Annotated in this window: 27 protein-coding genes; 16 read left to right on the top strand and 11 right to left on the bottom strand. The window is 72.5% G+C overall.

Annotated features, from left to right (window positions below; genetic code table 11):
* Nucleotides 1-97: 97 nt before the first annotated feature.
* On the bottom strand, nt 98-478 hold the full coding sequence (locus IF45_RS0126865; RefSeq protein ID WP_015508080.1) for a DUF3099 domain-containing protein: 381 nt from the start codon (nt 476-478) through the stop codon (nt 98-100).
* A 192-nt stretch (nt 479-670) separates the two neighbouring features.
* Here IF45_RS0126865 and IF45_RS0126860 point away from each other — a divergent pair, with 192 nt between their 5' ends.
* Nucleotides 671-943, top strand: a complete 273-nt coding sequence (locus tag IF45_RS0126860) for a GlsB/YeaQ/YmgE family stress response membrane protein (RefSeq protein WP_008403813.1) — start codon at nt 671-673, stop codon at nt 941-943.
* A gap of 70 nt (nt 944-1,013) precedes the next feature.
* Here IF45_RS0126860 and tyrS read toward each other — a convergent pair whose 3' ends face one another.
* Nucleotides 1,014-2,285 carry a tyrosine--tRNA ligase gene (tyrS, locus tag IF45_RS0126855; protein WP_003947378.1) on the bottom strand — a complete coding sequence of 424 codons (1,272 nt, stop codon included), beginning with the start codon at nt 2,283-2,285 and terminating at the stop codon, nt 1,014-1,016.
* 243 nt (nt 2,286-2,528) lie between these two features.
* Between tyrS and fabG the strand changes: the two genes are divergently transcribed.
* The 3 genes from fabG (at nt 2,529) to IF45_RS0126840 (ending at nt 4,569) form a co-directional block, all read left to right on the top strand.
* The gene (gene fabG / locus IF45_RS0126850) at nt 2,529-3,233 is read left to right on the top strand and encodes a 3-oxoacyl-[acyl-carrier-protein] reductase (RefSeq protein WP_003947377.1); all 705 of its coding nucleotides are present in this window, start codon (nt 2,529-2,531) and stop codon (nt 3,231-3,233) included.
* Nucleotides 3,234-3,238: 5 nt separating this feature from the next.
* Nucleotides 3,239-4,018: an enoyl-ACP reductase FabI gene (fabI, locus tag IF45_RS0126845; RefSeq protein WP_003947376.1), complete on the top strand. Its 780-nt coding sequence runs from the start codon at nt 3,239-3,241 to the stop codon at nt 4,016-4,018.
* Between the two features lie 191 nt (nt 4,019-4,209).
* Nucleotides 4,210-4,569: a hypothetical protein gene (locus IF45_RS0126840; RefSeq protein WP_030310028.1), complete on the top strand. Its 360-nt coding sequence runs from the start codon at nt 4,210-4,212 to the stop codon at nt 4,567-4,569.
* 15 nt (nt 4,570-4,584) lie between these two features.
* Here the strand turns inward: IF45_RS0126840 and IF45_RS0126835 are convergent, their stop codons facing one another.
* Complete coding sequence (locus IF45_RS0126835) at nt 4,585-5,268, bottom strand: FadR/GntR family transcriptional regulator (protein WP_003947374.1); 684 nt, start codon at nt 5,266-5,268, stop codon at nt 4,585-4,587.
* Nucleotides 5,269-5,455: 187 nt separating this feature from the next.
* Here IF45_RS0126835 and IF45_RS0126830 point away from each other — a divergent pair, with 187 nt between their 5' ends.
* From IF45_RS0126830 to IF45_RS0126815, 4 genes are all read left to right on the top strand, one after another.
* Entirely contained in the window at nt 5,456-6,748 is a 1,293-nt protein-coding gene (locus IF45_RS0126830; protein WP_370443967.1) for a CynX/NimT family MFS transporter, read from the top strand.
* A gap of 42 nt (nt 6,749-6,790) precedes the next feature.
* Complete coding sequence (locus tag IF45_RS34105; RefSeq protein ID WP_003947372.1) at nt 6,791-6,907, top strand: SGM_5486 family transporter-associated protein; 117 nt, start codon at nt 6,791-6,793, stop codon at nt 6,905-6,907.
* A 221-nt stretch (nt 6,908-7,128) separates the two neighbouring features.
* A complete protein-coding gene (locus IF45_RS0126820; protein WP_030310024.1) occupies nt 7,129-7,341 on the top strand; it encodes a hypothetical protein in 213 nt (70 codons plus the stop codon).
* An 84-nt stretch (nt 7,342-7,425) separates the two neighbouring features.
* The gene (locus IF45_RS0126815) at nt 7,426-7,980 is read left to right on the top strand and encodes a SixA phosphatase family protein (protein ID WP_003947370.1); all 555 of its coding nucleotides are present in this window, start codon (nt 7,426-7,428) and stop codon (nt 7,978-7,980) included.
* A 92-nt stretch (nt 7,981-8,072) separates the two neighbouring features.
* Here IF45_RS0126815 and serB read toward each other — a convergent pair whose 3' ends face one another.
* Nucleotides 8,073-9,302, bottom strand: a complete 1,230-nt coding sequence (gene serB, locus IF45_RS0126810) for a phosphoserine phosphatase SerB (RefSeq protein ID WP_003947369.1) — start codon at nt 9,300-9,302, stop codon at nt 8,073-8,075.
* 289 nt (nt 9,303-9,591) lie between these two features.
* Between serB and IF45_RS0126805 the strand changes: the two genes are divergently transcribed.
* Nucleotides 9,592-12,156 carry an ABC transporter ATP-binding protein/permease gene (locus IF45_RS0126805; protein ID WP_030310021.1) on the top strand — a complete coding sequence of 855 codons (2,565 nt, stop codon included), beginning with the start codon at nt 9,592-9,594 and terminating at the stop codon, nt 12,154-12,156.
* A gap of 98 nt (nt 12,157-12,254) precedes the next feature.
* Here IF45_RS0126805 and IF45_RS0126800 read toward each other — a convergent pair whose 3' ends face one another.
* The 3 genes from IF45_RS0126800 to IF45_RS0126790 all read right to left on the bottom strand — a co-directional run bounded on the left by IF45_RS0126800 (nt 12,255) and on the right by IF45_RS0126790 (nt 15,247).
* Nucleotides 12,255-12,977 carry a transglycosylase SLT domain-containing protein gene (locus tag IF45_RS0126800; RefSeq protein WP_008403843.1) on the bottom strand — a complete coding sequence of 241 codons (723 nt, stop codon included), beginning with the start codon at nt 12,975-12,977 and terminating at the stop codon, nt 12,255-12,257.
* Nucleotides 12,978-13,433: 456 nt separating this feature from the next.
* Nucleotides 13,434-14,531 (bottom strand): S-adenosylmethionine:tRNA ribosyltransferase-isomerase, encoded by a 1,098-nt coding sequence (locus tag IF45_RS0126795; RefSeq protein ID WP_030310019.1) that lies wholly within the window; start codon nt 14,529-14,531, stop codon nt 13,434-13,436.
* On the bottom strand, nt 14,528-15,247 hold the full coding sequence (locus IF45_RS0126790; protein WP_030310017.1) for an SDR family NAD(P)-dependent oxidoreductase: 720 nt from the start codon (nt 15,245-15,247) through the stop codon (nt 14,528-14,530). The genes IF45_RS0126795 and IF45_RS0126790 overlap by 4 nt, the downstream gene beginning before the upstream one ends.
* 274 nt (nt 15,248-15,521) lie before the next feature.
* Here IF45_RS0126790 and IF45_RS0126785 point away from each other — a divergent pair, with 274 nt between their 5' ends.
* From IF45_RS0126785 to IF45_RS0126775, 3 genes are all read left to right on the top strand, one after another.
* Nucleotides 15,522-16,697, top strand: a complete 1,176-nt coding sequence (locus tag IF45_RS0126785) for a GAF domain-containing sensor histidine kinase (protein WP_003947364.1) — start codon at nt 15,522-15,524, stop codon at nt 16,695-16,697.
* The gene (locus tag IF45_RS0126780; protein WP_003947363.1) at nt 16,690-17,358 is read left to right on the top strand and encodes a response regulator; all 669 of its coding nucleotides are present in this window, start codon (nt 16,690-16,692) and stop codon (nt 17,356-17,358) included. The genes IF45_RS0126785 and IF45_RS0126780 overlap by 8 nt, the downstream gene beginning before the upstream one ends.
* 178 nt (nt 17,359-17,536) lie before the next feature.
* Complete coding sequence (locus IF45_RS0126775) at nt 17,537-17,782, top strand: chaplin family protein (RefSeq protein ID WP_003947362.1); 246 nt, start codon at nt 17,537-17,539, stop codon at nt 17,780-17,782.
* Nucleotides 17,783-17,859: 77 nt separating this feature from the next.
* Here IF45_RS0126775 and IF45_RS0126770 read toward each other — a convergent pair whose 3' ends face one another.
* Complete coding sequence (locus tag IF45_RS0126770) at nt 17,860-18,633, bottom strand: Rv1486c family protein (RefSeq protein ID WP_008403834.1); 774 nt, start codon at nt 18,631-18,633, stop codon at nt 17,860-17,862.
* A gap of 130 nt (nt 18,634-18,763) precedes the next feature.
* On the opposite strand from IF45_RS0126770, the gene IF45_RS0126765 reads away from it, so the two are divergent.
* The 3 genes from IF45_RS0126765 to IF45_RS0126755 all read left to right on the top strand — a co-directional run bounded on the left by IF45_RS0126765 (nt 18,764) and on the right by IF45_RS0126755 (nt 21,120).
* Nucleotides 18,764-19,561 carry an ABC transporter ATP-binding protein gene (locus tag IF45_RS0126765; RefSeq protein WP_015508085.1) on the top strand — a complete coding sequence of 266 codons (798 nt, stop codon included), beginning with the start codon at nt 18,764-18,766 and terminating at the stop codon, nt 19,559-19,561.
* 66 nt (nt 19,562-19,627) lie between these two features.
* Nucleotides 19,628-20,056: an NfeD family protein gene (locus IF45_RS0126760; protein WP_003947359.1), complete on the top strand. Its 429-nt coding sequence runs from the start codon at nt 19,628-19,630 to the stop codon at nt 20,054-20,056.
* Between the two features lie 116 nt (nt 20,057-20,172).
* The gene (locus IF45_RS0126755; protein WP_008410203.1) at nt 20,173-21,120 is read left to right on the top strand and encodes an SPFH domain-containing protein; all 948 of its coding nucleotides are present in this window, start codon (nt 20,173-20,175) and stop codon (nt 21,118-21,120) included.
* A 73-nt stretch (nt 21,121-21,193) separates the two neighbouring features.
* Here the strand turns inward: IF45_RS0126755 and IF45_RS0126750 are convergent, their stop codons facing one another.
* The 3 genes from IF45_RS0126750 to IF45_RS0126740 form a co-directional block, all read right to left on the bottom strand.
* Nucleotides 21,194-21,700, bottom strand: coding sequence for an HNH endonuclease (locus IF45_RS0126750; RefSeq protein ID WP_003947357.1), 507 nt, complete (start codon nt 21,698-21,700; stop codon nt 21,194-21,196).
* A gap of 224 nt (nt 21,701-21,924) precedes the next feature.
* The gene (locus IF45_RS0126745; protein WP_030310015.1) at nt 21,925-22,461 is read right to left on the bottom strand and encodes a YbhB/YbcL family Raf kinase inhibitor-like protein; all 537 of its coding nucleotides are present in this window, start codon (nt 22,459-22,461) and stop codon (nt 21,925-21,927) included.
* Between the two features lie 47 nt (nt 22,462-22,508).
* Nucleotides 22,509-23,291 carry a sporulation protein gene (locus IF45_RS0126740; RefSeq protein ID WP_003947355.1) on the bottom strand — a complete coding sequence of 261 codons (783 nt, stop codon included), beginning with the start codon at nt 23,289-23,291 and terminating at the stop codon, nt 22,509-22,511.
* 154 nt (nt 23,292-23,445) lie between these two features.
* Here IF45_RS0126740 and IF45_RS0126735 point away from each other — a divergent pair, with 154 nt between their 5' ends.
* The gene (locus IF45_RS0126735) at nt 23,446-24,090 is read left to right on the top strand and encodes a DNA-3-methyladenine glycosylase (protein ID WP_003947354.1); all 645 of its coding nucleotides are present in this window, start codon (nt 23,446-23,448) and stop codon (nt 24,088-24,090) included.
* The last annotated feature ends 368 nt before the right edge of the window (nt 24,091-24,458 follow it).

Here is a 24,458-nt window from a genome sequence, read left to right as displayed (position 1 = left end):
CTGAGCTTTTCTTGAGGTTTCCGGGAAGCGGATCAGGAGAGCCGGTAACGCCCCTGATCAGAGCCGGTGTCTGCCGGTGTCCACACCCGGGTCGCGCTCAGGCGGAGGGGGCTGTGCCCTCGCTCCGTGCCCCTGCGGACTCCCGCCCGGCCGCCGGGGGCAGCTCGTAGGACCCCGAGGGCAGCGCCTTGAGGCCCGAGGGTACGTACGCGTCGGGCAGCCCCGGCGCGTTCTCCCGGCCGGCGTTGGCGATCACCACCGCCACGTAGGGGAGGAGGACGCCGAGGACGAGGGCGACGACCGCCACGTACCGCTCGACGTTCCACAGGGCCGCCGCCGCGATCACCGACAGGGTGCGCACCAGCATCGCGATCACATAGCGCCGCTGGCGGCCCCGCACGTCGTCCGCGAGGGACTGCCGGGCCCCGGTGATCCGGAAGACCTCGGCTCCGCGTTGCTTCCGCATCCGCTCCGCCATCCTTCCTCGCTCCATCGGGGGCCCGGGGAGAAACAGGTCCGTCCGCCGGAGCCAGACCGCCCCGGCGGCCCTCAGATTACGCCCGCCCGCCCGCGCGGGCACCGGCGGGTGGCCCGTTGGCCATGTCCGACATGCGCCGAACGCCCGCCGGGCGGAGACTGGGGCGACAGTACGCCTCCCCGAGGAGGAGACATGAGCTGGTTGTGGGCCATCATCGTCGGCCTGATCCTGGGTCTGCTCGCCAAGGCGATCCTGCCCGGGAAGCAGCAGATCCCCATCTGGCTGACGGTGATCTGCGGAATCATCGGCAGCATCATCGGCAATTCCGTGGCGAGCGGACTCGGCGTCGGGGACACCAAGGGCATCGACTGGATCAGGCACGTGCTCCAGCTGGCCGGTGCCGTCCTCATCGTCTGGATCGGCGACATGTTCTGGGCCAAGGTCAAGGGCAGGCCACGCACCTGACCCGGCCCCCCAGGCGCCGCTGCCCCGGCCCCCTTCCGAGGGGACCGGGGCAGCAGGCGTACGCCCGGGGTCAGCCGGTGATCTCGACGGCGGCCAGGTTCTTCTTGCCGCGCCGCACCACCAGCCACCGGCCGTGCAGCAGGTCCTCGGGGCCCGGGACGGCGTCCTCGGCGGTCACCTTGACGTTGTTCACGTAGGCGCCGCCCTCCTTCACCGTCCGGCGCGCCGCCGACTTGCTGGCCACCAGGCCGGTCTCGGCGAGCAGGTCGACCACCGGGGCGAAGCCGTCGGCCCGCACGTGCGGCAGCTCGTACAGGGCCGCCTCCAGCGTCGCCGCGTCGAGGTCCGCCAGCTCGCCCTGGCCGAAGAGCGCCTTGGAGGCCGCGATCACGGCCCGGCACTCGTCCTCGCCGTGGACCAGCGTGGTCAGCTCCTCGGCCAGCGCCCGCTGCGCGGTCCGCGCCTGCGGCCGCTCCTCGGTGACCTTCTCCAGCTCCTCCAGCTCCTCGCGGCTGCGGAACGACAGGATGCGCAGGTACCGCGAGACGTCCCGGTCGTCGGTGTTGAGCCAGAACTGGTAGAAGGCGTACGGCGTGGTCATCGAGGCGTTCAGCCAGATGGCGCCGCCCTCCGACTTGCCGAACTTGGTGCCGTCCGCCTTGGTCATCAGCGGCGTCGCCAGGGCGTGCACCTGGGCGTCCGGCTCCAGGCGGTGGATCAGGTCGATGCCCGCCGTGAGGTTGCCCCACTGGTCGCTGCCGCCCTGCTGGAGGGTGCAGCCGTAGTTCCGGTAGAGCTGGAGGAAGTCCATGCCCTGCAGGAGCTGGTAGCTGAACTCGGTGTAGCTGATGCCCTCCTGCGACTCCAGGCGGCGGGCCACCGACTCCTTGGTGAGCATCTTGTTGACCCGGAAGTGCTTGCCGATGTCCCGCAGGAACTCGATGGCCGAGAGGTTCGCGGTCCAGTCGAGGTTGTTGACCATGCGGGCGGCGTTGGGCAGCGAGGCGTCGAAGTCGAGGAAGGGCTCGATCTGGTCGCGCAGCCGGTTCACCCACTCCGCGACGGTCTCGGGGGAGTTCAGCGTGCGCTCGGCGGTCGGGCGCGGGTCGCCGATCTGGCCCGTCGCGCCGCCGACCAGCGCCAGCGGCCTGAGCCCGGCCTGCTGGAGCCGCCGCATGGTCAGCACCTGCACCAGGTGGCCGACGTGCAGGCTGGCCGCGGTCGGGTCGAACCCGCAATAGAAGGTGACGGGCCCGTCCGCGAGAGCCTTGCGCAGAGCGTCTTCATCGGTGGACTGGGCGAACAGCCCGCGCCACTTCAGCTCGTCGACGATGTCCGTCACGATCCACTGTCTCCTTGAACGATGGTGAAGGGGGAATCACGACCCCCCGGCCAGTGTATGGGCGCCCCGGAGCGCGGTGGAGCCGCCACCGCCCGCGCGGGCGGGACCGCGGCCCGGACTGTAGAGACCCGACAGTGCCGCCCGCACGCCCCTGTCGGTGACCGATTCTTCGGTTCACTGTCCGTACCGATAGGTTTTCGGCTGTAGTCGCGCCCGCACAACCGCAACCGAAAGGGTGGTCCGTTGAGCCGCTCGGTACTCGTCACCGGAGGCAACCGGGGCATCGGCCTCGCCATCGCCCAGGCCTTCGCCGACGCAGGCGACAACGTCGCCATCACCTACCGCTCCGGTGAGCCCCCCGCCGGTTTCCTCGCCGTCCGGTGCGACATCACCGACGCCGAACAGGTGGAGCAGGCCTACAAGGAGATCGAGGAGAAGCAGGGGCCCGTGGAGGTACTGGTGGCCAACGCCGGCGTCACCAAGGACCAGCTGCTGATGCGGATGTCCGAGGAGGACTTCACCTCCGTCCTCGACACCAACCTCACCGGCACCTTCCGCGTGGTCAAGCGCGCCAACCGCGCGATGCTCCGCGCCCGCAAGGGACGCGTCGTGCTGATCTCCTCCGTCGTGGGCCTCCTCGGCTCCGCCGGACAGGCCAACTACGCCGCCTCCAAGGCCGGCCTGGTCGGCTTCGCCCGTTCCCTCGCCAGGGAGCTGGGCTCGCGCAACATCACCTTCAACGTCGTCGCCCCGGGCTTCGTCGACACGGACATGACCAAGGTCCTCACCGACGAGCAGCGCGCCGGGATCGTCGGACAGGTCCCGCTGGGCCGCTACGCGCAGCCCGCGGAGATCGCCGCCGCCGTCCGGTTCCTCGCCTCCGACGACGCCGCGTACATCACTGGAGCCGTCATCCCCGTTGACGGCGGATTGGGCATGGGTCACTGATCGCCATGAGTGGACTTCTCGCAGGCAAGCGCATCATCGTCACCGGCGTCATCACCCAGGCGTCGATCGCCTTCCACGTCGCCCGCCTCGCCCAGGACGAGGGCGCCGACGTCGTCCTCACCGGCTTCGGCCGCCTCTCCCTGGTGGAGCGCATCGCCAAGCGCCTCCCCAAGCCCGTCCCCGTCATCGAGCTGGACGTGCAGAACGAGGAGCAGCTCGCCTCCCTCGCCGACAAGGTCGCCGAGCACTACGGCGACGACGCCGGGATCGACGGCGTCGTGCACTCCATCGGCTTCGCCCCGCAGGACGCCCTGGGCGGCAACTTCCTCAACACGCCCTGGGAGTCGGTCGGCACCGCCGTCCACGTCTCGGCGTACTCCCTGAAGTCGCTCACCATGGCGGTGCTGCCGCTCCTGGAGAAGCGCGGCGGCTCGGTCGTCGGCCTCACCTTCGACGCCACCCTCGCCTGGCCGAAGTACGACTGGATGGGTGTCGCCAAGGCCGCCCTGGAGTCCACCAGCCGCTACCTCGCCCGCGACCTCGGCCCGAAGAACATCCGCTGCAACCTCGTCTCCGCCGGACCGCTCGGCTCCATGGCCGCCAAGTCCATCCCCGGCTTCGAGGACCTCGCCACCGTCTGGGACGAGCGCTCCCCGCTCGCCTGGGAGCTGAGCGACCCGGAGCCCGCCGCCCGCGGTGTCGTGGCGCTGCTCTCCGACTGGTTCCCGAAGACCACCGGCGAGATCGTCCACGTCGACGGCGGCCTCCACGCCATCGGAGCCTGACCTCGGCGTAGGCGCCCTGACGACGCCCCGTCCCCGCACCTCGGCGGGTGGCGGGGCGTCGCCCGTTCGGGTGGCCCGGCGGGCGGCGCGAGGGGCCGGGCCGCAGGGTGGAGCACGAGTAACCCCTTGTGGTGCAGCAGCGCCCCGGCCCCACCGGGCCCGGGCGCAGTACGGCCGAGGAGGTCCCTCCCGTGTACGCGTCCCCGAGCCCGCCCCGCCCCGCCGCCCGTCGTCCCCGCGCCGTGGCGGCCGCGCTCGCGCTGCTCCTGCCGCTGCTGACCGCCGTCCCCGCGCACGCGGCCGACGAGGACCCGCCCCCGCGCGCCTTCGGCGCCCACTGCCGGGTGATCACCGAGGACTCCGAGGTCACCGGCGTCTGCCACAACCCGTATCCCGAATCCGACCAGGTCCGGCTCCACCTGCGGTGCGCGGCCTGGTGGGACCTGGACACCGACGGTCCGGCCCGGGAGATCGGCCCCGCCCGCACGGTGAAGCTGACCGGCCGCTGCTGGCAGGCGGTCGACACCGCCTGGGTCAGCCACGCCCGCTGAGCGGCCCGGGCGGGCTCAGCGCTGCCAGAGCCGTCCGGGCCGGCACATCAGCGGGTAGGTGGCCGCCTCGGCCCCGGCCCGCTCCGCGTCGCCCTCGCGGATCGCGTCGACCAGGCGGTCGTGGTCCATGTGGTTCTCCGGCTGGAGCTGGTCGCCGATGTCGCCGCGCAGCCAGTGCCGCAGCACCTCGCCGAGGTCGGCGTAGAGCGCGGTCAGCACGTCGTTGTGGGAGGCCGAGACCACCGCGAGGTGGAAGGTGGCGTCCGCCTGCACGAACCGCTCCGCGTCCCCCGACTCCCAGGCGTCCTCCCGGCGGCCCAGCAGCGCGTCGAGCTGTTTGAGGTCCTTCTCGGTACGCCGGACCGCGGCCAGCTCGGCGCCGGTCGACTCCAGGGTGGCCCGCAGTTCGGCGATGTGCCGGGGGTCGGCGTCGGCGAACCTGCGGTGCATCACCCCGGCCAGTTCGCTGGCGGCGACCACGTAGGTCCCCGAGCCCTGCCGGATGTCGAGCAGGCCGTTGTGGGCGAGGGCCCGCACCGCCTCACGCACCGTGTTCCGGGCCACCCCGAGCTGCTCGACCAGCTCCGGCTCGGTGGGGATGCGGGAGCCGACCGGCCACTCGCCGGAGGTGATCTGCTGGCGCAGCTCGGCGATGACCTGCTCGGACAGGGCCGAGCGGCGGGGCGAAGTCAGCGGCATGTCGGACCTTCGTGCGGTCGGGCCCCGGCGCCGGAGGGGTGTCGCGGCGGCCGGGGGCGGAAGGGGGTGCGGAGACAGACGGTATCGAAAGGCGGCCGGAGGCCGGGCCGTGCGGGCGGCACGGGTGACCGGAGGCACCGTACGACGATTGGACAACCAATCATCCCATGAATCTATGATGGCTCTCATGGCACGTGAGGACACCGACACCGAGACGAGGACGGCCCCCGCCCCCCAGCGGCCCGCACCCACCGAGCAGCAGCCCGCCGCACCCCCCGCGGCGCGCACCTGGGCGATGCGGCTCATGCCGCTCGCCGTCGTCCTCGCCGCGCTCAACCTCCGCCCCGCCATCACCAGCCTCGGCGCCCTCCTCGAAGAGGTCCGCGACGGGCTCGGCATGAGCGGCAGCGTCGCCGGACTCCTCACCTCCGTGCCCCCGCTCTGCTTCGCCCTCTTCGGCGTCATGGCGCCCCGGCTGGCCCGCCGCTTCGGCCCGCCCGCCGTGGTCTGCGCCGGCATGGCCGCCATCGCGACCGGCCTGCTGGTCCGCCCCTTCACCGGGACCACCCCGGCGTTCCTGCTCTTCAGCGCGCTGGCCCTGATGGGCATCGCGGTCAGCAACGTCCTGATGCCGGTCATCGTCAAGCGCTGGTTCCCCGACCGCGTCGGCACCATGACCGGCCTCTACTCCATGGCGCTGGCCGTCGGCACCTCCGCCGCGGCCGCCGTCACCGTGCCGCTGACCCGCGCCCTCGGCGACGACTGGCGCTTCGGCCTGCTGGTCTGGGCCGCCCTCGGCGTCGCCGCCGTCCTGCCCTGGCTGCTCTTCGTCCGCGAGCGGCAGGAACAGGCCGCCCCCGCCCCCACCGGCGGGGCGCCCGCCGCCAGGCTCAGCATGGTCCGCAGCCCCACCGCCTGGGCCCTCGCCGTCTTCTTCGGCCTCCAGGCCACCGGTGCCTACATCACCATGGGGTGGATGGCGCAGATCTTCCGCGACGCCGGGGTCGCCGCCGGCACCGCCGGCATCCTGCTCGCCGTCACCATGGCCATGGGCATCCCGCTCGCCTTCGTCATCCCCCGCGTCGCCTCCCGCCTGCCCCGCCAGGGCCCGGTCGTGGTCGTCCTCGGCACCTGCGGCCTCATCGGCTACGCCGGGCTCTACCTCTGGCCGGTCGGCGGTGCCTGGCTCTGGGCCGTGCTGCTCGGCATCTCCAACTGCGCCTTCCCGCTCGCCCTGACCATGATCGGCATGCGCGCCAGGACCGGCCCCGGGGTCGCCTCGCTCTCCGCCTTCGCCCAGAGCACCGGCTACCTCATCTCCATCCCCGGCCCGCTCCTGGTCGGCGTCCTCTACCAGCACAGCGGCGGCTGGGGCCTGCCCATCGCGCTGATGGCCGCCCTGATGGTGCCGCAGATCGTCGCCGGCATCCTCGCGGGCAAGAACCGCGTCATCGAGGACGAGGCCGCCGCACGGGCCTGACCCGGGTCCACCGGGGACGGGCGGCGCTGCGACAATGGGGCCATGGGCGTACTGGAACCGAACCCTCCGAACGGGCAGCGCAAGTTTCTCGGCCTGCTCAGCCTGATACTCGGCATCAGCGTGATCATCGGCATCATCGCCACCATCGCCTCACCCTGAGGCGCGGGGGCCACCGCCCCGCCCCCGTCTCCGGCGGGGGTGGGGCCAGCCCCACCGTCCCCTAGGGGGCGAGCGTCAGGGGCGACTGGGTGGAACGCCTGATGGGCCCGGCACCCTCACCTGCGTACGTTCGAAGCGTGCGGCCGCACCGGGGCTCCGCAGGCCCCCTCGCCGGCGTCGCACACCGTCATGTACGCGTGCGACCGCTGCCAGGAGGCGCCATGCAGGCCCCGACGACCGAGCCCCTCGGGACCCCCGCCCCGTCCTCCGCCCACGCCGGTCTGCCCTGGTGGGCCCTGGTCCTGCCCGCGCTCACCTTCGCCGTGCTGCTGCTGCTCGCCTTCGGGCCCACCGCCGCCTCCGCGAGCGGCGACCCCGTCCTGCCGCAGCTGCTGGAGCGGGTCCAGCAGAGCCTCGGCCACCACCCCGGCTGATCTTGGGGAACACCGTTACCCGGAAGGGGAGCGAGGGGCCAACTCCCTGCGCCGCACCCCCCGTTTCGTGCGAAGCTGGGAATCATGAGTGCCGCTGAGTCGTCCACCGGGACCACCCCCGGACCGTCCCCCGTCCGCACCATCGCCGTCGTCCGCCACGCCAAGGCCGAATGGTCCGACAGCAGCGACCACGAGCGCCCGCTGACCGACCGGGGCCGCCTCGACGCCCCCGCCGCCGGCAGCCGGCTCGCCGCCACCGGCCTCCCCTTCGGCCTGGCCCTCTGCTCCACCGCCACCCGCACCCGCGAGACCTGGCGCCTGGCCGTCGCCGAACTGCCCCGGCGCCCGAGGACCGTCTACGAGGAGCGGGTCTACGAGGCCTCGCCCGGCGAGCTGATCGCCGTGCTCAACGAGGTCGACGACGACGTCCAGGACCTCGTCCTGATCGGCCACAACCCGGGGGTCCAGGGCATCACCGAGATCCTCGCCGGCAGCGCCGAGCCGGAGGCCGCCGCCCTCGTCGGCCGCCGCGGCTTCCCCACCGCCGCCGTCGCCCTGCTGACCTTCACCGGCCCCTGGAAGAGCCTGGAGCCCGGCTCGGCCACCCTCACCGAGTTCTGGACCCCGCACCCGGGCTGACCCGCCCGGCACGGACCCCGGTACGCGCCATGGGCCGGTCCCCCTCCTCGGGGGGCCGGCCCATGGCGCGTAAGCGTGCGGCGGGAGGCTGGTCAGGAGTCGAGGGCGTCGGCCGCCTCGACCTCCTCGCGGGTGATGCCCAGCAGGTACAGCACGGTGTCCAGGAAGGGCACGTTGACCGCGGTGTGGGCGGCCTCGCGGACCACCGGCTTGGCGTTGAAGGCCACGCCGAGGCCGGCCGCGTTCAGCATGTCGAGGTCGTTGGCGCCGTCCCCGATCGCCACCGTCTGGTTGAGCGGCAGCCCCGCCTCGGCCGCGAACCGGCGCAGCAGCCGCGCCTTGCCCGCCCGGTCCACGATCTCCCCGGTGACCCGGCCGGTCAGCTTCCCGTCGACGATCTCCAAGGTGTTGGCCTGGGCGAAGTCCAGCCCGAGCCGTTCCTTGAGGTCGTCGGTGACCTGGGTGAAGCCGCCGGAGACCACCCCGACCTGGTAGCCGAGCCGCTTCAGCGTGCGGATCAGCGTGCGGGCGCCGGGCGTCAGCCGCACCTCGCCGCGCACCTTCTCGATCACGGAGGCGTCGAGCCCCGCCAGCAGCGCCACCCGGGCGTGCAGCGACTGCTCGAAGTCCAGCTCGCCGCGCATCGCCGCGGCCGTCACCTCGGCCACCTGCTCCTCGCACCCGGCGTGGGCCGCGAACAGCTCGATGACCTCGTCCTGGATCAGCGTGGAGTCGACGTCCATCACCACCAGCCGCTGCGCGCGGCGCCCGAGGCCGGAGGCCATCACGGCGACGTCCACACCGAGCGCCGCCGCCTGGGTGGCCAGCGCGGTCCGCAGCGCCTCGGTCTCCGCGCCGGAGACGGCGAACTCCACGGCCGTCACGGGGTACTTGGCGAGCCGGAAGATGCGGTCGATGTTGCCGCCGGTCTCGGTGATCCGGGCCGCTATGGCGGCGGCCGACTCGGAGGTCAGCGGGTTGCCGAGGACGGTGACGTGGGAGCGGCCGACGCCGCGCGGCCGGTTGTCGCCCGTACCGGAGATGATCTCGGCCTGGAGCTTCAGCGACTCGGCCCAGCCGTGCACGGTCGCCCGCAGCTCTCCCTCGCTCACCCCCGCCGGCTCCGTCACCAGGGCGCACAGCACGATGCGCCCCCGGGTCACGACCTGCTCGATGTCGACCACGTCGACGGAGAAGGCCGCGAGTGTGTCGAACAGGCCCGCGGTGATGCCCGGCCGGTCCTTGCCGAAGATCTTGACGAGCAGAGTGGGGACGTCGGCGGCCGGTGCGCCGTTGGTCTCTGGGGGCTGCGATGCGCTCATGGTGCGTCCCACCGTATCCGGCTTCCGCACCGCGCGGTCCCCGAGGCCGAGGAGTGGACAGCGCGGTGCCCGGTGGCCGAAAACCGGCTCCCGCCGGTGGGGCCGATGCTCCGCTTCGGGGCTGTTTGCCCGGCGTGCGCGAGGCGAACGCGGGCCCGGCCACGAGGTCTTCACCGCGGCCCGACTTTCGGTCTTGGGGCCCGGCCTGGAATAGTTCGGCCTCGATGTTCGACATCCTCAGACTCCCCGTCCACGGGGGCTAATCGGGGGACAACTCAGTGGGGCTGGAGTGCCGGAACTCGTACTGGAAGTGAACGGACGGACCTGGACGCTCGACGCGTCCCGGCCATACACCCTCGGACGTGATCCGCAAGGGGATATCGCACTCGACGACGCCAGGGTCTCCTGGCGGCACGCGTCGATCAGCTGGAGGGGCGGCAGCTGGGTCATCGAGGACCACGGCTCCACCAACGGCACCTTCGTCGAAGGGCGCCGCGTCCAGCAGCAGGAGATCGGTCCCGGCTCGGCCGTCAATCTCGGCAACGCCACCGACGGACCGCGCCTGAACCTCAGCGCCGCCACGCAGGCGGCCGCACCGCAGGCACAGCAGCAGGCGCCCGCGCAGCAGCAGGCGGGAGGCTGGGCGGCTCAGGCCCCGGCGCCCGAGCAGCAGCCCGCGCCCGCGCCGTACGCGCAGGACCCGTACGCCCAGCAGCAGTACGCGCAGCAGGAGTGGCAGCAGCACCAGCAGCCGCAGCAGCAGGTGCCCCACCAGGGCCACGCGGCGCAGGCGCAGGTGCCGCCGCAGGGCGGGCAGCAGCAGGGCGGCGGGCCGGTCCACGGCGACCGCAGCCCGACCACGTTCCACCAGGTCGCCCTGGGCCGCAAGATGCGGATCGGCCGTGCGCTGGAGAACGAGCTGGTCGTCTCCGACCTCCAGGTCTCGCGGCTGCACGCGGAGTTCACCGCGACGCCCGACGGCCGGTTCGAGCTGCGCGACCTCGGCTCGCACAACGGCACGTACCTCAACGGCCAGCCGATACCGAAGTCGGGCACCGCGCTGATCGGGCCGAACGACATCGTCGGTGTCGGCCACTCGACCTTCCGGCTGGTGGGGGACCGGCTGGAGGAGTTCGTCGACACCGGCGAGGTCTCCTTCTCCGCCCGCCACCTCACGGTCACCGTCGACGGCGGCAAGCAGATCCTCAAGGACGTCACCTTCGGCGTCCCGGAGAAGTCGGTCATCGCGGTGATCGGCCCCTCCGGCTCCGGCAAGTCGACGCTGCTCAAGGCGCTCACCGGCTACCGCCCCGCCGACCAGGGCGACGTCCTCTACGACAACCGGAACCTCTACAAGCAGTTCGCCGAGCTGCGGCAGCGCATCGGTCTGGTCCCGCAGGACGACATCCTGCACAAGGAGCTGACCGTCAAGAAGGCCCTCAAGTACGCGGCCAAGCTCCGCTTCCCCGCGGACACCACGGAGGCCGAGCGGCAGTCCCGGATCGACGAGGTCCTCGGCGAGCTGAAGCTCGACATCCACAAGGAGAAGAAGGTCACCTCCCTCTCCGGCGGCCAGCGCAAGCGCGTCTCGGTCGCCCTGGAGCTGCTGACCAAGCCCTCCCTGATCTTCCTCGACGAGCCGACCTCCGGCCTCGACCCGGGCATGGACCGCGACGTCATGCAGCTGCTGCGCGGCCTCGCCGACGACGGCCGCACCGTGCTGGTCGTCACCCACTCGGTGGCCGAGCTGGCTCTCTGCGACAAGCTCCTGGTGATGGCGCCGGGCGGCTCCGTGGCGTACTTCGGCCCGCCCGAGGAGGCGCTGAACTTCTTCGGCTACCAGACCTGGGCCGACGTCTTCTCCGCCTTCGAGAACTACCGCGACTACGACTGGGCGGGCCGCTGGAAGGGCTCGCAGCACTTCCAGATGTACGCGGCCGACATCGACGCCGTCGCCTCGCAGCCCAGCGCGGTCCCGCCCGCCGAGTCGATCCGCCCGCCCAAGCCGCAGGCGTGGGGCTCCCAGCTGATGACGCTGATCCGCAGATACGCCTCGGTGATCGCCTCCGACAAGGGGTTCATGGGGCTGATGCTGGCCCTGCCGGCCGTGCTCGGCGTGGTCTCCACGGTGATCCCGGCCGACTTCGGCCTGGCCCCGCCGACCCCGCCGGCGACCTTCAACAGCACCGCCGGAACGATCATGCTCATCATCATGGTCGGCATGTGCTTCTCCGGCGCCGCCAACTCGGTCCGCGAGCTGATCAAGGAACGCGTCATCTACGAACGGGAACGGGCCACCGGCCTCTCCCGCTCGGCGTACCTGATGTCGAAGGTCATCGTCCTCGGCGTGATCACCGCGGTGCAGGGCGTCATCATCTGCGCCATCGGCTTCATCCCGCGCGAGCTGCCCGAAGAGGGCCTGATGATGCCGCCGGCCCTCGAGCTGTGCCTGGTCGTCATCGCGCTGGGCTTCACGTCGATGATGTTCGGCCTGGTCATCTCCTCGCTGGTCAAGACCTCCGAGAAGACCATGCCGCTGCTGGTCATGTTCGCGATCGTCCAGGTCGTCTTCACCGGCGTCCTCTTCAAGGTCTTCGGTTCGCCGGGCCTGGAGCAGGTCGCCTGGCTGATGCCCTCGCGCTGGGCGATGGCCGGTGCGGCCACCACCCTGGACCTCGCCCACCTCATGCCGCCGTGGGACCGCGAGAACCCGACCGACCTCGACCCGCTCTGGGAGTCCACGGTCGCCCAGTGGGGGATCAACGTCGCCGTGCTCCTGGTGATGGCCGCCATCTGCGGCTTCGCCGTGGCCCGGCTGCTGCGCCGCCACGAGCCCGAGGTCATGCGCAACTGACCCGGCGCCGCTGACACGCCGCGAGGGCGGCACCCGGTCCGGGTGCCGCCCTCACTGCTGTCCTCGTGTGCGGAACACACCTCCGCGAGAGGTTTCGATCAGTACGCGCTGTCGACGTTGTCGATGGTGCCGTAACGGTCGGCCGCGTAGTTGGCCGCGGCGGTGATGTTGGCGACCGGGTCGTACAGGTCGTGCTTGGTGCCGGCGACGTGGTAGGCGTCGAAGGTCGGCTGGATGACCTGGAGCAGACCCTTGGACGGGACGCCGTTGATGGCGTTGATGTCCCAGTTGTTGATCGCGTTCGGGTTGCCCGACGACTCACGCATGATGTTGCGGTGCAGACCCTCGTAGGACCCGGGGATGCCCTTGTCCTTCATGATGTCGAGGGCCTCGTTGATCCAGCCGTCGAGGTTGTTGGCGTAGGCCGGCTTCGAGCGCTCGGCGGAGCGGCTGGCCGACTCCTCGGCCTTGCGCTCGTTGGCGGCCTGCTTCTCGGCCTCGGCCTTCTTGACGGCTTCGGCCTTCTTCGCGGCCTCGGCCTTCTTGGCCTCGGCGGCGGCGGACTTCGCGCCCTGGTAGGCGACGACCTGCTGCTGGGCGACGTGGTCGCTCAGCTCGGAGCTCTGCTCCCACTGCTTGGCGGTCGACCACGCGGGGGCCACGGCGGAGTGGGAGGCGGCGACAGGCTCGATCCCGGTCGAGGACGAGCCCGGAACGAGGGAGACCGTCAGGGCGGCGATGCCTGCGGTGGCGACACCACCGATGGTGATCTTCTGGTTTCGGGTCAGCGTGTTCAGACCGAGAATGCGGGACTGCGTCATGGGGAAGGACCTCTTCGTGTAGCGGAGGTCGCTCTCGGCTCGGCGGGGACAGTTGCGATGTTCCGGCACTAACGCTGCGGGGCGGTTGGCCCGTCGCAGCGCCGAGCGACGTGAGCCATTGTTAGCGGCCGCAAAAATGCGTGGCAATCATGTGACGTACGAAGCCGGATAGTGGACGCCGGACGCGAAGACTCCTCGCTTGTCCCTTTTACGCCTCGCCAAACCAGGCTTTTCGGGTCCACTAACCGGCTTCGTACGTGACCTGGGCCCTATGCCGGGCCTCACAGGGCACCCCCCTCGATCTCGCGCTCCGTTGCCACTGCAACGCATTCCGTGACCGATTTCGAGGGAGTTCCGGAGGAGTGGGCGTTTCCGCAGGGTCTGAACCGTCCTGTCCCGCGCCTGCCCAGGACCCACGGCCCCATGCCCGCCCCTCTCCTCCGGCGCCTCCGCCCCTCACCCCCTCCGCGTCAGCAGGTGCACGTCCCCGAACTCGTGCCACAGCAGCCGGGCCCGTACCGCCGCCGCGTAGCCGCGCTCCACGGCCGCCGCCCCCGCGACCGCCTCCAGCATCAGCAGGTGCGAGGCCTCCGGTTCGTGCAGGCCGGTCAGCAGGCCGTCCACGACGCGCACCCCGCGCTCGGGGGTCACCACCAGGCCCGTCCAGCCGGAGGCGGCCCGCACCCGCCCGTCCGGGCCCACCGCCGACTCCAGCGCCCGCACCGCCGTCGTGCCCACCGCGATCACCCGCCCGCCCCCGGCCCGTACCGCGTTGACCAGCCATGCCGCGTGCGGCGACACCGTGTACCGCTCGGGGTAGGGCGGCTCGTGCGCCTCCGCCGAGGCCACCCCGGTGTGCAGCGTCACCGGCGCGAACTGCACCCCGGCCCGGAGCAGCTCCGTGACCGTCCGCGCGGTGAACGGGCGGCCCGCGCTCGGCATCTCCGCCGAACCGCCGCCGTCCTCCCCGGCCGCCGCGAAGACCGTCCGGTACGCCGCGAGGGGCTGGTCCCGCTCCGTGTACGCGTACCGGATCGGCCGCCCGTGCCGGCGCAGCCACGCCACCACCGCCGACCCGGACCCGTCGGCCGCCCCGAACCCCCCGGCCCGCGCCCACCACAGCCGCTCGGCCCCCGGAGCCAGCGGCTCCACCAGCTCCAGCCGCGCCCCGTCCGCCAGCGTCACCACGGCCCCGGCGGGACCCCCGGGGCGCGGCACCGTCGTCCCGCGCCCGTCCGGCGAGCGCAGCTCGACCGCCCACCGCTCGCCGGGTCCCGTCCCGTCCGCACGCGTGGAGAAGTGGACGACCACCGGCTCACCGCCGAGGCGCCCGTCGGCCGCCGCGGGCAGCGTGGCCGAGGTGTTGACCACCAGCAGGTCCCCGGCCCGCAGCAGCCCGGGCAGCTCCGTGAACCACCCCACCCTCGGCTCCCGCTCCCCGGCCGAGACCAGCAGCCGCACCCCGTCCCGCCCCCGGCCCGGCTCCCGCTCCTCCACCGGCACCCGCGCCGACAGCTCCCCGGGCACCCGGCCCACCACGGCCCGGGCGCTCACCGGCCCGCCCCGTCCACCGCCGCCTCCAGCAGCGCCGCCGCCGTGTACCGCCCGCTCGCCGGCCGCTCGTCCAGCAGCCGCAGGAACGCCGGTACGACCGACTCCGGCTCCGGCCGCCCCGCCTCGTCCGGGTCGTCCGGCACCGCCGCCCGGTACAGCTCCGTCCGCAGGTCCCCCGGGTCCACCGCCCACACCCGCAGCCCCGGCTCCTCCACCCCCAGCACCGCCGACCAGTGGTCCAGTGCCGCCTTCGACGCCCCGTACCCGCCCCAGGTGGGGTACGCCTCCACGGCCGCGTCCGAACTCACCGAGACCACCGCGCCCGCCGGGGCCGCCCGCAGCAACGGCAGCGCCTGGCGCACCAGCCCGTGCGCCGCCACCACATTGGTCTCCAGCGCCTCCCGCAGCCCCGCCGTGTCCAGCCCGGCCAGGGCCACCAGCGGGGACGCCCCGAGCGCACTGGCGTTGTTGACCAGCAGATCCACCCCGCCCAGCGCCCGCGCGGCCGCCACCACCGCACCGCGGTGCCCGGCGTCGGCCACGTCCCCCGCCACCGTCCGCACCACGCCGCCCAGCCCCTCGGCGGCGCGCCCCGCCTCCGCCAGCTCCCCGGCACCGCGCGCCGTGAGCACCAGCGACCAGCCCCGCTCCGCCAGCGCCAGGGCCAGCGCCCGCCCCAGCCCCTTCGAACCCCCTGTGACGACCGCCACCGGCATGGCTCTCCCCTTGTCCCTCGTTGTCTCTCGCGTCGCGGGGCACCGGCCGCGCCCCGGCGCCGGCGGCACGACGTGAGTGGCCCCTCACGGGCCGTCACCGTCACCGGCCCGCCCACCGTAGGAAGGTGACGCCCGTCACCGCCTCCGCCACCCGCCCCACGCCCCCGGGGCACTTCGCCCTAGGCCGCACCCCGCCGGGGCCTAGGCCCACGGCCCCGGCCACCCGGACCCCGGGACCGATACACCCGCCCCCGCCCGCCGGTAGCGTGACCGCATGACCGACCCCACGAGCCCCGCCAGGACCGGCGGCCGGCCGTCCGGCGCCGGGCTCCTCGCGGTGAGTTCCGCGCTGCTCGCGATGAGCCGCCCCCTGGAGGTCCGCGACGTCCTCAAGACGATCGTCGCCTCCGCCCGCGAACTCCTCGACGCCGAGTACGCCGCCCTCGGCGTCCCCGACGACCATGGCGGCTTCGCCCAGTTCGTGGTGGACGGCGTCAGCGACGCCCAGTGGAAGGCGATCGGGCCGCTCCCGCGCCAGCACGGCATCCTCGCCGCGATGCTCCACGACGACCACCCGCAACGCCTCGCCGACGTCCGCGAGGACCCCCGCTTCGGTGGCTGGCCCGACGCCCACCCGGAGATGTCCGACTTCCTGGGCCTGCCCATCCGCGACGGCGACCGCACCATCGGCGCCCTCTACCTCGCCAACAAGCGCTGCCCCAAGCCCGAGGGCAGCTGCGGCTTCACCGAGGCCGACGAGGAACTTCTGTCGATCCTCGCCCAGCACGCCGCCATCGCCCTCACCAACGCCCGCCTCTACGAGCGCAGCCGCGAGCTGACCATCGCCGAGGAACGCTCCCGCCTCGCCCACGAGCTCCACGACGCCGTCAGCCAGAAGCTCTTCTCGCTCCGCCTCACCGCCCAGGCCGCGACCGCCCTGGTCGACCGCGACCCGCACCGCGCCAAGGAGGAGCTGCACCAGGTCGCCGCGCTGGCCGCCGAGGCCGCCGAGGAACTCCGCGCCGCCGTCGTCGAGCTGCGCCCCGCCGCCCTCGACGAGGACGGCCTCGTTGCCACCCTGCGCACCCAGGTCCAGGTCCTCGACCGGGCCCACGCCGCCCGCGTCACCTTCACCTCGACCGGCGTCCGCGCGCTCCCCGCCGCCCAGGAGGAGGCCCTGCTCCGGGTCGCCCAGGAGGCGCTCCACAACGCGCTGCGCCACTCCGGCGGCGCCCACGTCGACGTGGCCCTGGAGAAGAAGGGGAGTGGCGCCGTCCTGACCGTCCGCGACGACGGCAGCGGGTTCGACCCCGACGCCACCCGGGAAGCCGGACGGCATCTGGGCCTGGTCTCCATGCGGGACCGGGCCGGCGGCGTGGGCGGCCGCCTCACCGTGCACGCGGAGCCCGGCAGGGGCACCACGATCGAGATGGAGGTACCCGGTGGCTGACACCGAGCGCGAGGAACGGCACACCCAGGTCATCCGGGTCCTCCTCGTCGACGACCACCAGGTGGTCCGCCGCGGCCTGCGCACCTTCCTGGAGGTCCAGGACGACATCGAGGTGGTCGGCGAGGCCGGCGACGGAGCCGAAGGCGTGGCCCGCGCCGAGGAGCTCCAGCCCGACGTCGTCCTGATGGACGTCAAGATGCCCGGCATGGACGGCGTCGAGGCCCTGCGCCGCCTGCGGGAACTGGCCAACCCCGCCCGCGTCCTGGTCGTCACCAGCTTCACCGAGCAGCGCACCGTGGTCCCCGCCCTGCGCGCCGGCGCCGGGGGATACGTCTACAAGGACGTCGACCCCGAGGCGCTGGCCCGCGCCATCCGCTCCGTCCACGCCGGCCACGTCCTCCTCCAGCCCGAGGTCGCCGGCGCCCTCCTCAGCCAGGACGAGCACGGCCAGGGCCAGGGGCGCGGCGGCTCCCTGACCGAACGCGAACGCGAGGTGCTCGGCCTGATCGCCGACGGCCGCTCCAACCGCGAGATCGCCCGCGCCCTCGTCCTCTCCGAGAAGACGGTGAAGACCCACGTCTCGAACATCCTGATGAAACTCGACCTCGCCGACCGCACCCAGGCCGCCCTGTGGGCCGTACGCCACGGAATGGCGCGCTGACGACCTGCGGAAACGGCGCGTACGTGGCGGTGGGAGGGCCCGGTTCCCGGCCGGGATGAGATTCATACTGTCGGGTGGATGTCACCCGGACGGCGTATCCGGGCGGCGGCGCACCCCGTTCCTGGGGCATGCCGTGGCGGCCGGCCACGGCACCTGTCCCCCGTACGAGGAGTAAGCAGTGAAGAAGTTCCAGAAGGCCGCCGCCGTCACCATGATCGCGGGCGGCATCCTCGCCGCCGGCGCGGGCGCGGCCTCCGCCACCGGCGGTGCCCAGGCAGACGGCGCCGCCCTCCACTCGCCCGGCGTCGGCTCGGGCAACGCCGTCCAGGTCCCCGTGCACGTCCCGGTCAACGTCGTCGGCAACACCGTGAACGTCGTCGGGCTCCTCAACCCCGCCTTCGGCAACCTCGGCCTCAACGGCTGACCCGCACCACCCTGCCGCGACGGCCCCCCGGCTCCCCCCGAGGGGCCGTCGCCCCGCGCGGACGGGCGGGTGGGGGCTCAGCCCTCGGTCGCCGCCCCGTACGCCGCCACCTTCGCCCGCCGTGCGGTCCGCTCCACCGGCCGCAGCGCCTCGGCCCGCGCCGCCATCTCCGCCGCGCTCACCGCCCCCCCGTGGCCACTGCTGCCCGCCAGCTCCACCAGCAGCGCCACCCGGTCGGCCAGCTCCAGCACCCGCACCGCCCGCTGCGGGTACCCCGGCGCCAGCGCGTCCTTCGCCCCGGCGTGCGCCCGCGCCCGGTAGGCGTCGAGCGCCGCCTCCGCCACCGGACCCGAACCGGCCACGTCGAGCCGGGCCAGCACCTCGGTCGCCTCCCGCAGTGCCTGCGCCAGCTCCCGCTCCGCCTCCCCGAGCGAGGGCACGTCGGCCGGCGGCGCCTCCCGCACCGGCAGGCAGTGCCACACCACCTCCACGTGCACATCCCCCTCGGGCCCGGCCACTGCCACCTCCGGTACGAGACCGAGCCCGGCCCCGACCGTCACCACGGCCTCCTCGGCCTCCATCGCCCGCTCGTTGAACTCCGGGGGCCCGCTCAGCCCCAGCGGGTGGCCCGGCACCGGCAGCGCCACCCGGAACCCGGTCGCCCCGAGCGACCGCAGCCGCCCGAGCGCGAGGGTCAGCCCGGCCGGCTCCGGCCAGTCCGGCAGCCCGACGACGCGATGGCGCGCGTCCTCCCCGACGATGGCCGACGCGGCGTCATCAGGGGACACCAATCCGGCAAGTAGGGCATTTCCCCATGCCGCCAACAGTCCTGAACGCGGTTCCGTGAGCATCCCCCCACCCTAAGGACAGGAGGGGGGACGGCACTGCTCGGCGGGTGGCGTAGGTTTGTACGGGGGCCCGCGTCCCGGAGGTCCGGGGGCGCGGCCGAACACCGAGACTGCAATGGGAGACAACGCGCTCATGAGCGATGTGCTGGAGCTGGTGGACGTATCCGTGGTCCGCGAGGGCCGGGCTCTGGTGGACCAGGTCTCCTGGTCGGTCAAGGAGGGGGAGCGCTGGGTCATCCTCGGGCCCAACGGCGCCGGCAAGACCACCTTGCTCAACCTCGCCTCCAGCTACCTCTTCCCGAGCACCGGCACCGTCTCGATCCTCGGCGAGCAGCTCGGCAAGCCCGGCACGGACGTCTTCGAACTCCGCCCGCGCATCGGCGTCGCCGGTATCGCCCTGGCCGAAAAGCTCCCCAAGCGCCAGACCGTCCTGCAGACCGTGCTCACCGCCGCCTACGGCATGACCGCCGCCTGGCACGAGGACTACGAGGACGTCGACCGCGACCGCGCCCTCGCCTTCCTCGACCGCCTCGGGATGAACGAGCACCTGGACCGCAGGTTCGGCACCCTCTCCGAGGGCGAGCGCAAGCGCACCCTGATCGCCCGCGCCCTGATGACCGACCCCGAGCTGCTCCTCCTCGACGAGCCCGCCGCCGGCCTCGACCTCGGCGGCCGCGAGGACCTGGTCCGCCGCCTCGGCCGGCTGGCCCGCGACCCGATCGCCCCCTCGATGATCATGGTGACCCACCACGTCGAGGAGATCGCCCCCGGCTTCACCCACGTCCTCATGATCCGCCAGGGCCAGGTGCTCGCCGCCGGACCGCTGGAGCTGGAACTGACCTCGCGTAACCTCTCCCGCTGCTTCGGCCTGCCCCTCGTGGTCGAGCAGCAGGACGACCGCTGGACCGCCCGCGGTCTCCCGATGCGCTGACCTTCCGTCAGACAGGGGCCCGAAAGGGCCCTGTCCCCGGGCGGCCCCCGCACCTACCATGAACACGTGGACATCGACGCGTGGGTGTGGTGGCTTGTCGGCGCGGTCGCCCTCGGCATTCCGCTCGTGATGACGGCCATGCCGGAGTTCGGCATGTTCGCCGTCGGAGCGGTCGCCGCGGCGATCACGGCGGGGCTCGGCGGCGGCATCGTCGCCCAGGTACTGGTCTTCGTGGTGGTCTCGGTGGCGTTGATCGCCGTGGTCCGCCCCATAGCGGCGCGCAACCGCGCCCATTCACCGGGCACGGTCACCGGCGTCGAGGCCCTCAAGGGCAGACAGGCCGTCGTGGTCGAGCGGGTGGACGGCTCCGGCGGCCGCATCAAACTGGCCGGCGAGATCTGGTCGGCCCGCGCCCTCGACGCGGACCAGGCGTACGAACCGGGCCGCGAGGTCGACGTCGTGGACATCGACGGGGCCACGGCCGTCGTCATGTGACCGGATCGGTCCCACGCACCGCCGAGGTCTGACAGACTCGGCCACCAAGATCCTCCCGCACGTCCGGCGGGAGGGAACACCAGCCCGCGAAGGCACGAAAGGCACGGGGAGCCGCGATGGAACCGATCATCATCGTCCTGATCATTCTGGTGGTGCTCGTCTTCATCGCCCTGATCAAGACGATCCAGGTCATCCCGCAGGCCAGCGCCGCCATCGTCGAGCGCTTCGGCCGCTACACCCGCACCCTCAACGCGGGCCTCAACATCGTCGTCCCCTTCATCGACACGATCCGCAACCGCATCGACCTCCGCGAGCAGGTCGTGCCGTTCCCCCCGCAGCCCGTCATCACCCAGGACAACCTGGTCGTCAACATCGACACCGTCATCTACTACCAGGTGACCGACGCCCGGGCCGCCACCTACGAGGTGGCCAGCTACATCCAGGCCATCGAGCAGCTCACCGTCACCACCCTCCGCAACATCATCGGCGGCATGGACCTGGAGCGGACGCTGACCTCCCGCGAGGAGATCAACGCGGCGCTGCGCGGCGTCCTCGACGAGGCCACCGGCAAGTGGGGCATCCGCGTCAACCGCGTCGAGCTGAAGGCGATCGAGCCGCCCACCTCCATCCAGGACTCGATGGAGAAGCAGATGCGCGCCGACCGCGACAAGCGCGCCGCCATCCTCCAGGCCGAAGGTGTCCGCCAGTCCGAGATCCTGCGGGCCGAGGGTGAGAAGCAGTCCGCGATCCTCCGCGCCGAAGGTGAGGCGCGCGCCGCCGCCCTCCGCGCGGAAGGCGAGGCCCAGGCCATCCGTACGGTCTTCGAGTCCATCCACGCCGGAGACCCGGACCAGAAGCTCCTCTCCTACCAGTACCTCCAGATGCTGCCGAAGATCGCCGAGGGCGACGCCAACAAGCTCTGGATCGTGCCCAGCGAGATCGGCGACGCCCTCAAGGGCCTCGGCGGCGCCTTCGGCAACCTCGGCGGACTGGGCGGCGCCCCGGCCCCGGCGGCGCCTCAGGCACCGGGCCGCGAGCGCATGGAGAAGCCCACCATCGACTGACCGCACGCCGGCCTACGGCGAAGGGCCGCACCCCTGGCACCAGGGATGCGGCCCTTCGCCGTACGCGGCGGGATCAGGCGGCGGGGAGCGCCAGCCACTCCGGCAGTTCCTCGGTGCCGCCCCGGCCCAGCGCAAGCAGCATCGCGTCCGAGGGCGTCGGCTCGAACGGCTGCCGCAGCAGCGGCATCCCGGCCTCCTCCGGCGTCCGGTTGGCCTTGCGGTGGTTGTCGGCGGCGCAGCACGCCACGGTGTTCAGCCACGAGTCCGCCCCGCCCTTCGACCTGGGCACCACGTGGTCCACCGTCGTCCCGCGCCCGCCGCAGTACGCGCACCGGTGCTGGTCCCGTACGAGCACCCCGCGCCGCGACCACGGCGCCCGTCTTCGGAACGGCACCCGTACGTACCGGCAGAGCCTGATCACCCGCGGCACCGGTATGTCCACCAGCGCGGCCCGCACACGCTGATCCGGGTGGACCATCTCCACGACGGCCTTGTCCTGGAGGACCAGCACCACGGCCCGGTTCCACGTCACCGTCGACAGCGGCTCGAAGCTCGCGTTCAGCACCAGCGTGTCCCGCATGTCCAGCCCACCTCCCGTGCGCCGCCCGCCCCCTGGCGGACCGCTACAACTCTGGCCGGGCGCGGCGCGGCGGACAACGCAATATCGAGGCCGGCGCACCGGGCGGCCGTGGGCACGGCGGCCACCCGACGCAAGAAAGCTGCCCGCCCGTGGCCACATTCAGACCACGGGCGGGCAGCAATCGGGAAAACACCTCCGCGCGGACGCGGAGCGGGGCGGAGGGCTCAGCCCTCGGCGGGCACCTCGTACTCACCGACGAGCTGGGCGCGGCCCAGCGCGTGGAACCGCAGGTTGAAGCCGACCACCGCCGGCGAGGAGTCCGCGTCGGCGTCCAGGTGCTCGGTGTCGACCGCGTAGACGGTGAAGACGTAGCGGTGCGAGCCGTCCCCGGGCGGCGGCGCGGCACCGACGAACTCCCGCGTGCCGTAGTCGTTCCGCGCGTGCACGGCGCCCTCGGGCAGCCCGGCGAAACCGGGCGACCCGGCGCCCGCGGGCAGCTCGGTCACCGAGGCCGGGATGTCGAAGAGCACCCAGTGCCAGAACCCGCTGCCGGTGGGCGCGTCCGGGTCGAAGCAGGTCACGGCGAAACTCTTCGTCCCGGCCGGGAAGCCCTCCCAGCGCAGCTGCGGCGACCGGTTCCCGGCCGCCTGCACCTGCGCGTCGTCCAGCGTCGCGCCCGGCTTCACCTCGTCGCTCACCACGGTGAACGACGCGACCTCGGGCAGGAAGTCATGGGGGAGCGGGGGCCTCGGGTCACTCACGTGCGTACCTCCAAGTACGGCTGTCGTTCTCTCTGCCGCCGCCGAGCCTAGAACCAGTTGCGCCGGCTTCCGACCTCCGACAGCCACTGGTTGAGGTATCCCGCCCAGTCGGTGTTCTGGAAGTCGTGCAGGCCCACCTGGAAGGAGCGGAAGGTGTCGCTGCCCTCGCTGAAGAGCCCGCCCTTCTTGTCCATCTCCAGGACGACGTCCATGGCGCGGTCGTCGGCGACGAAGCTGAGCTCCACCTGGTTCAGCCCGCGGTACTGGGCCGGCGGGTAGAACTCGATCTCCTGGTAGAAGGGGAGCCGCTGACGCGTCCCCCTGATGTGCCCCTGCTCCATGTCGGCGTGCTTGAAACGGAACCCGAGCTGGCCGAAGGCGTCGATGATCGCCTGCTGCGCCGGCAGCGGGTGCACGTTCACCGGGTCGAGGTCGCCGGAGTCCACGGCACGGGCGATGGCCAGCTCCGTGGTCACCCCGATGTTCATCCCCGGCAGCTGGTGCCCGGAGAAGACGGTGATCGGCGTCTCCCAGGGGATCTCCAGCCCGAACGGCACCGTGTGCATCGCCTCGGCCTCCAGCTGGAACTCACCGCCCAGCCGCATCTTGGTGAACTCGATGTCCCGCTTGTACTCCTGGTCCCCGCTCTCCACCTCGACACGGGCCTGGAGCCCCACGGAGAGCCCTTCGATCCGCTGGTCGACGGAGCCGCCCTGGATGTGCACCTCGCCCTGGACGACACCGCCCGGTACGACGTTCACCTCCGTCAGCACCGTCTCCACGGAGGCACCCCCCGCGCCCAGACTCGCCAGCAGCCGCTTGAAAGCCATGTCCCGCTCCTCCCCCAGGCCCCGCCTGTGGTGTCGTCTTCTTCCTGCCGGACAGAACGCGATCCGCGCCCGCCCGGTTCCGTACGCACCCCGAACGGCCGCCGCCCGCACGGCACACGGCGCGCGGGAGAAGCCTGGACTACGCTCGGTCGCCATGATCGCGGCCCTTGACCGTACGCCCCTCAGCAGGTCCTTCTTCGACCGGCCCGTACAGGAGGTCGCCCCCGAACTCCTGGGCCGTCTCCTCGTCCGCACCACCGAGGCCGGCCCCGTCGAACTCCGCCTCACCGAGGTGGAGGCGTACGCGGGCCCCACCGACCCGGGCTCGCACGCCTACCGTGGCCGCACCGCCCGCAACGACGTCATGTTCGGCCCGCCGGGCCACGTCTACGTCTACTTCACGTACGGGATGTGGCACTGCGTCAACCTGGTCTGCGGCCAGGACGGCGACCCCGGAGCCGTACTGCTCCGCGCGGGGGAGGTGGTGCGCGGCGCCGAACTGGCCCGGCCGCGGCGCCCGGCGGCCCGGCACGACCGTGAACTGGCGAAGGGCCCGGCCCGCCTCGCCACGGCCCTCGCCATCGACCGGGCGCTCGACGGCGCCGACGCCTGCGGCCCGCCCTCGGCACCGCTGCGCATCCTCACCGGCCGCCCGGTCCCCGCCGACCAGGTCCGCACCGGCCCCCGCACGGGAGTGGCCGGAGAAGGAGGCATCCGGCCCTGGCGCTACTGGCAGGCCGAGGACCGCACGGTCAGCCCCTACCGGGCCCACGCACCCCGGCGCCGGCCACGAACTTGACTCGTCCCTGGCGGAGGTATAACGTGGCCCGAGCCGCTGAACACGGTTCCGCACTTCTGCGGGCCGAGGCGGCACCCACTACTCCAGCAACATCCCTTCACCGGGCTTCTTTCGGCATGCTCCGAATGAAATCCCGAATACCTCGATTATGAGGTGCGAAGAGAATCCGCTAACGTAGTGCCCAGCCGAAAGGCAAAGGCCCTCCAACGGCCACCGGAGATGAATTCCGCACCGGAAACGGAACGGAAAAACGATCTGGTAAGGTTGGAAACACGAAATACCGAAGGGAAGCGCCCGGAGGAAAGCCCGAGAGGGTGAGTACAAAGGAAGCGTCCGTTCCTTGAGAACTCAACAGCGTGCTAAAAGTC

The organism is Streptomyces albidoflavus (genome assembly GCF_000719955.1).
Taxonomy (GTDB): Bacteria; Actinomycetota; Actinomycetes; order Streptomycetales; family Streptomycetaceae; genus Streptomyces; species Streptomyces albidoflavus.
Note: the sequence above shows the minus strand (reverse complement) of the source record. Positions and strands in the feature narration are given on the sequence as shown.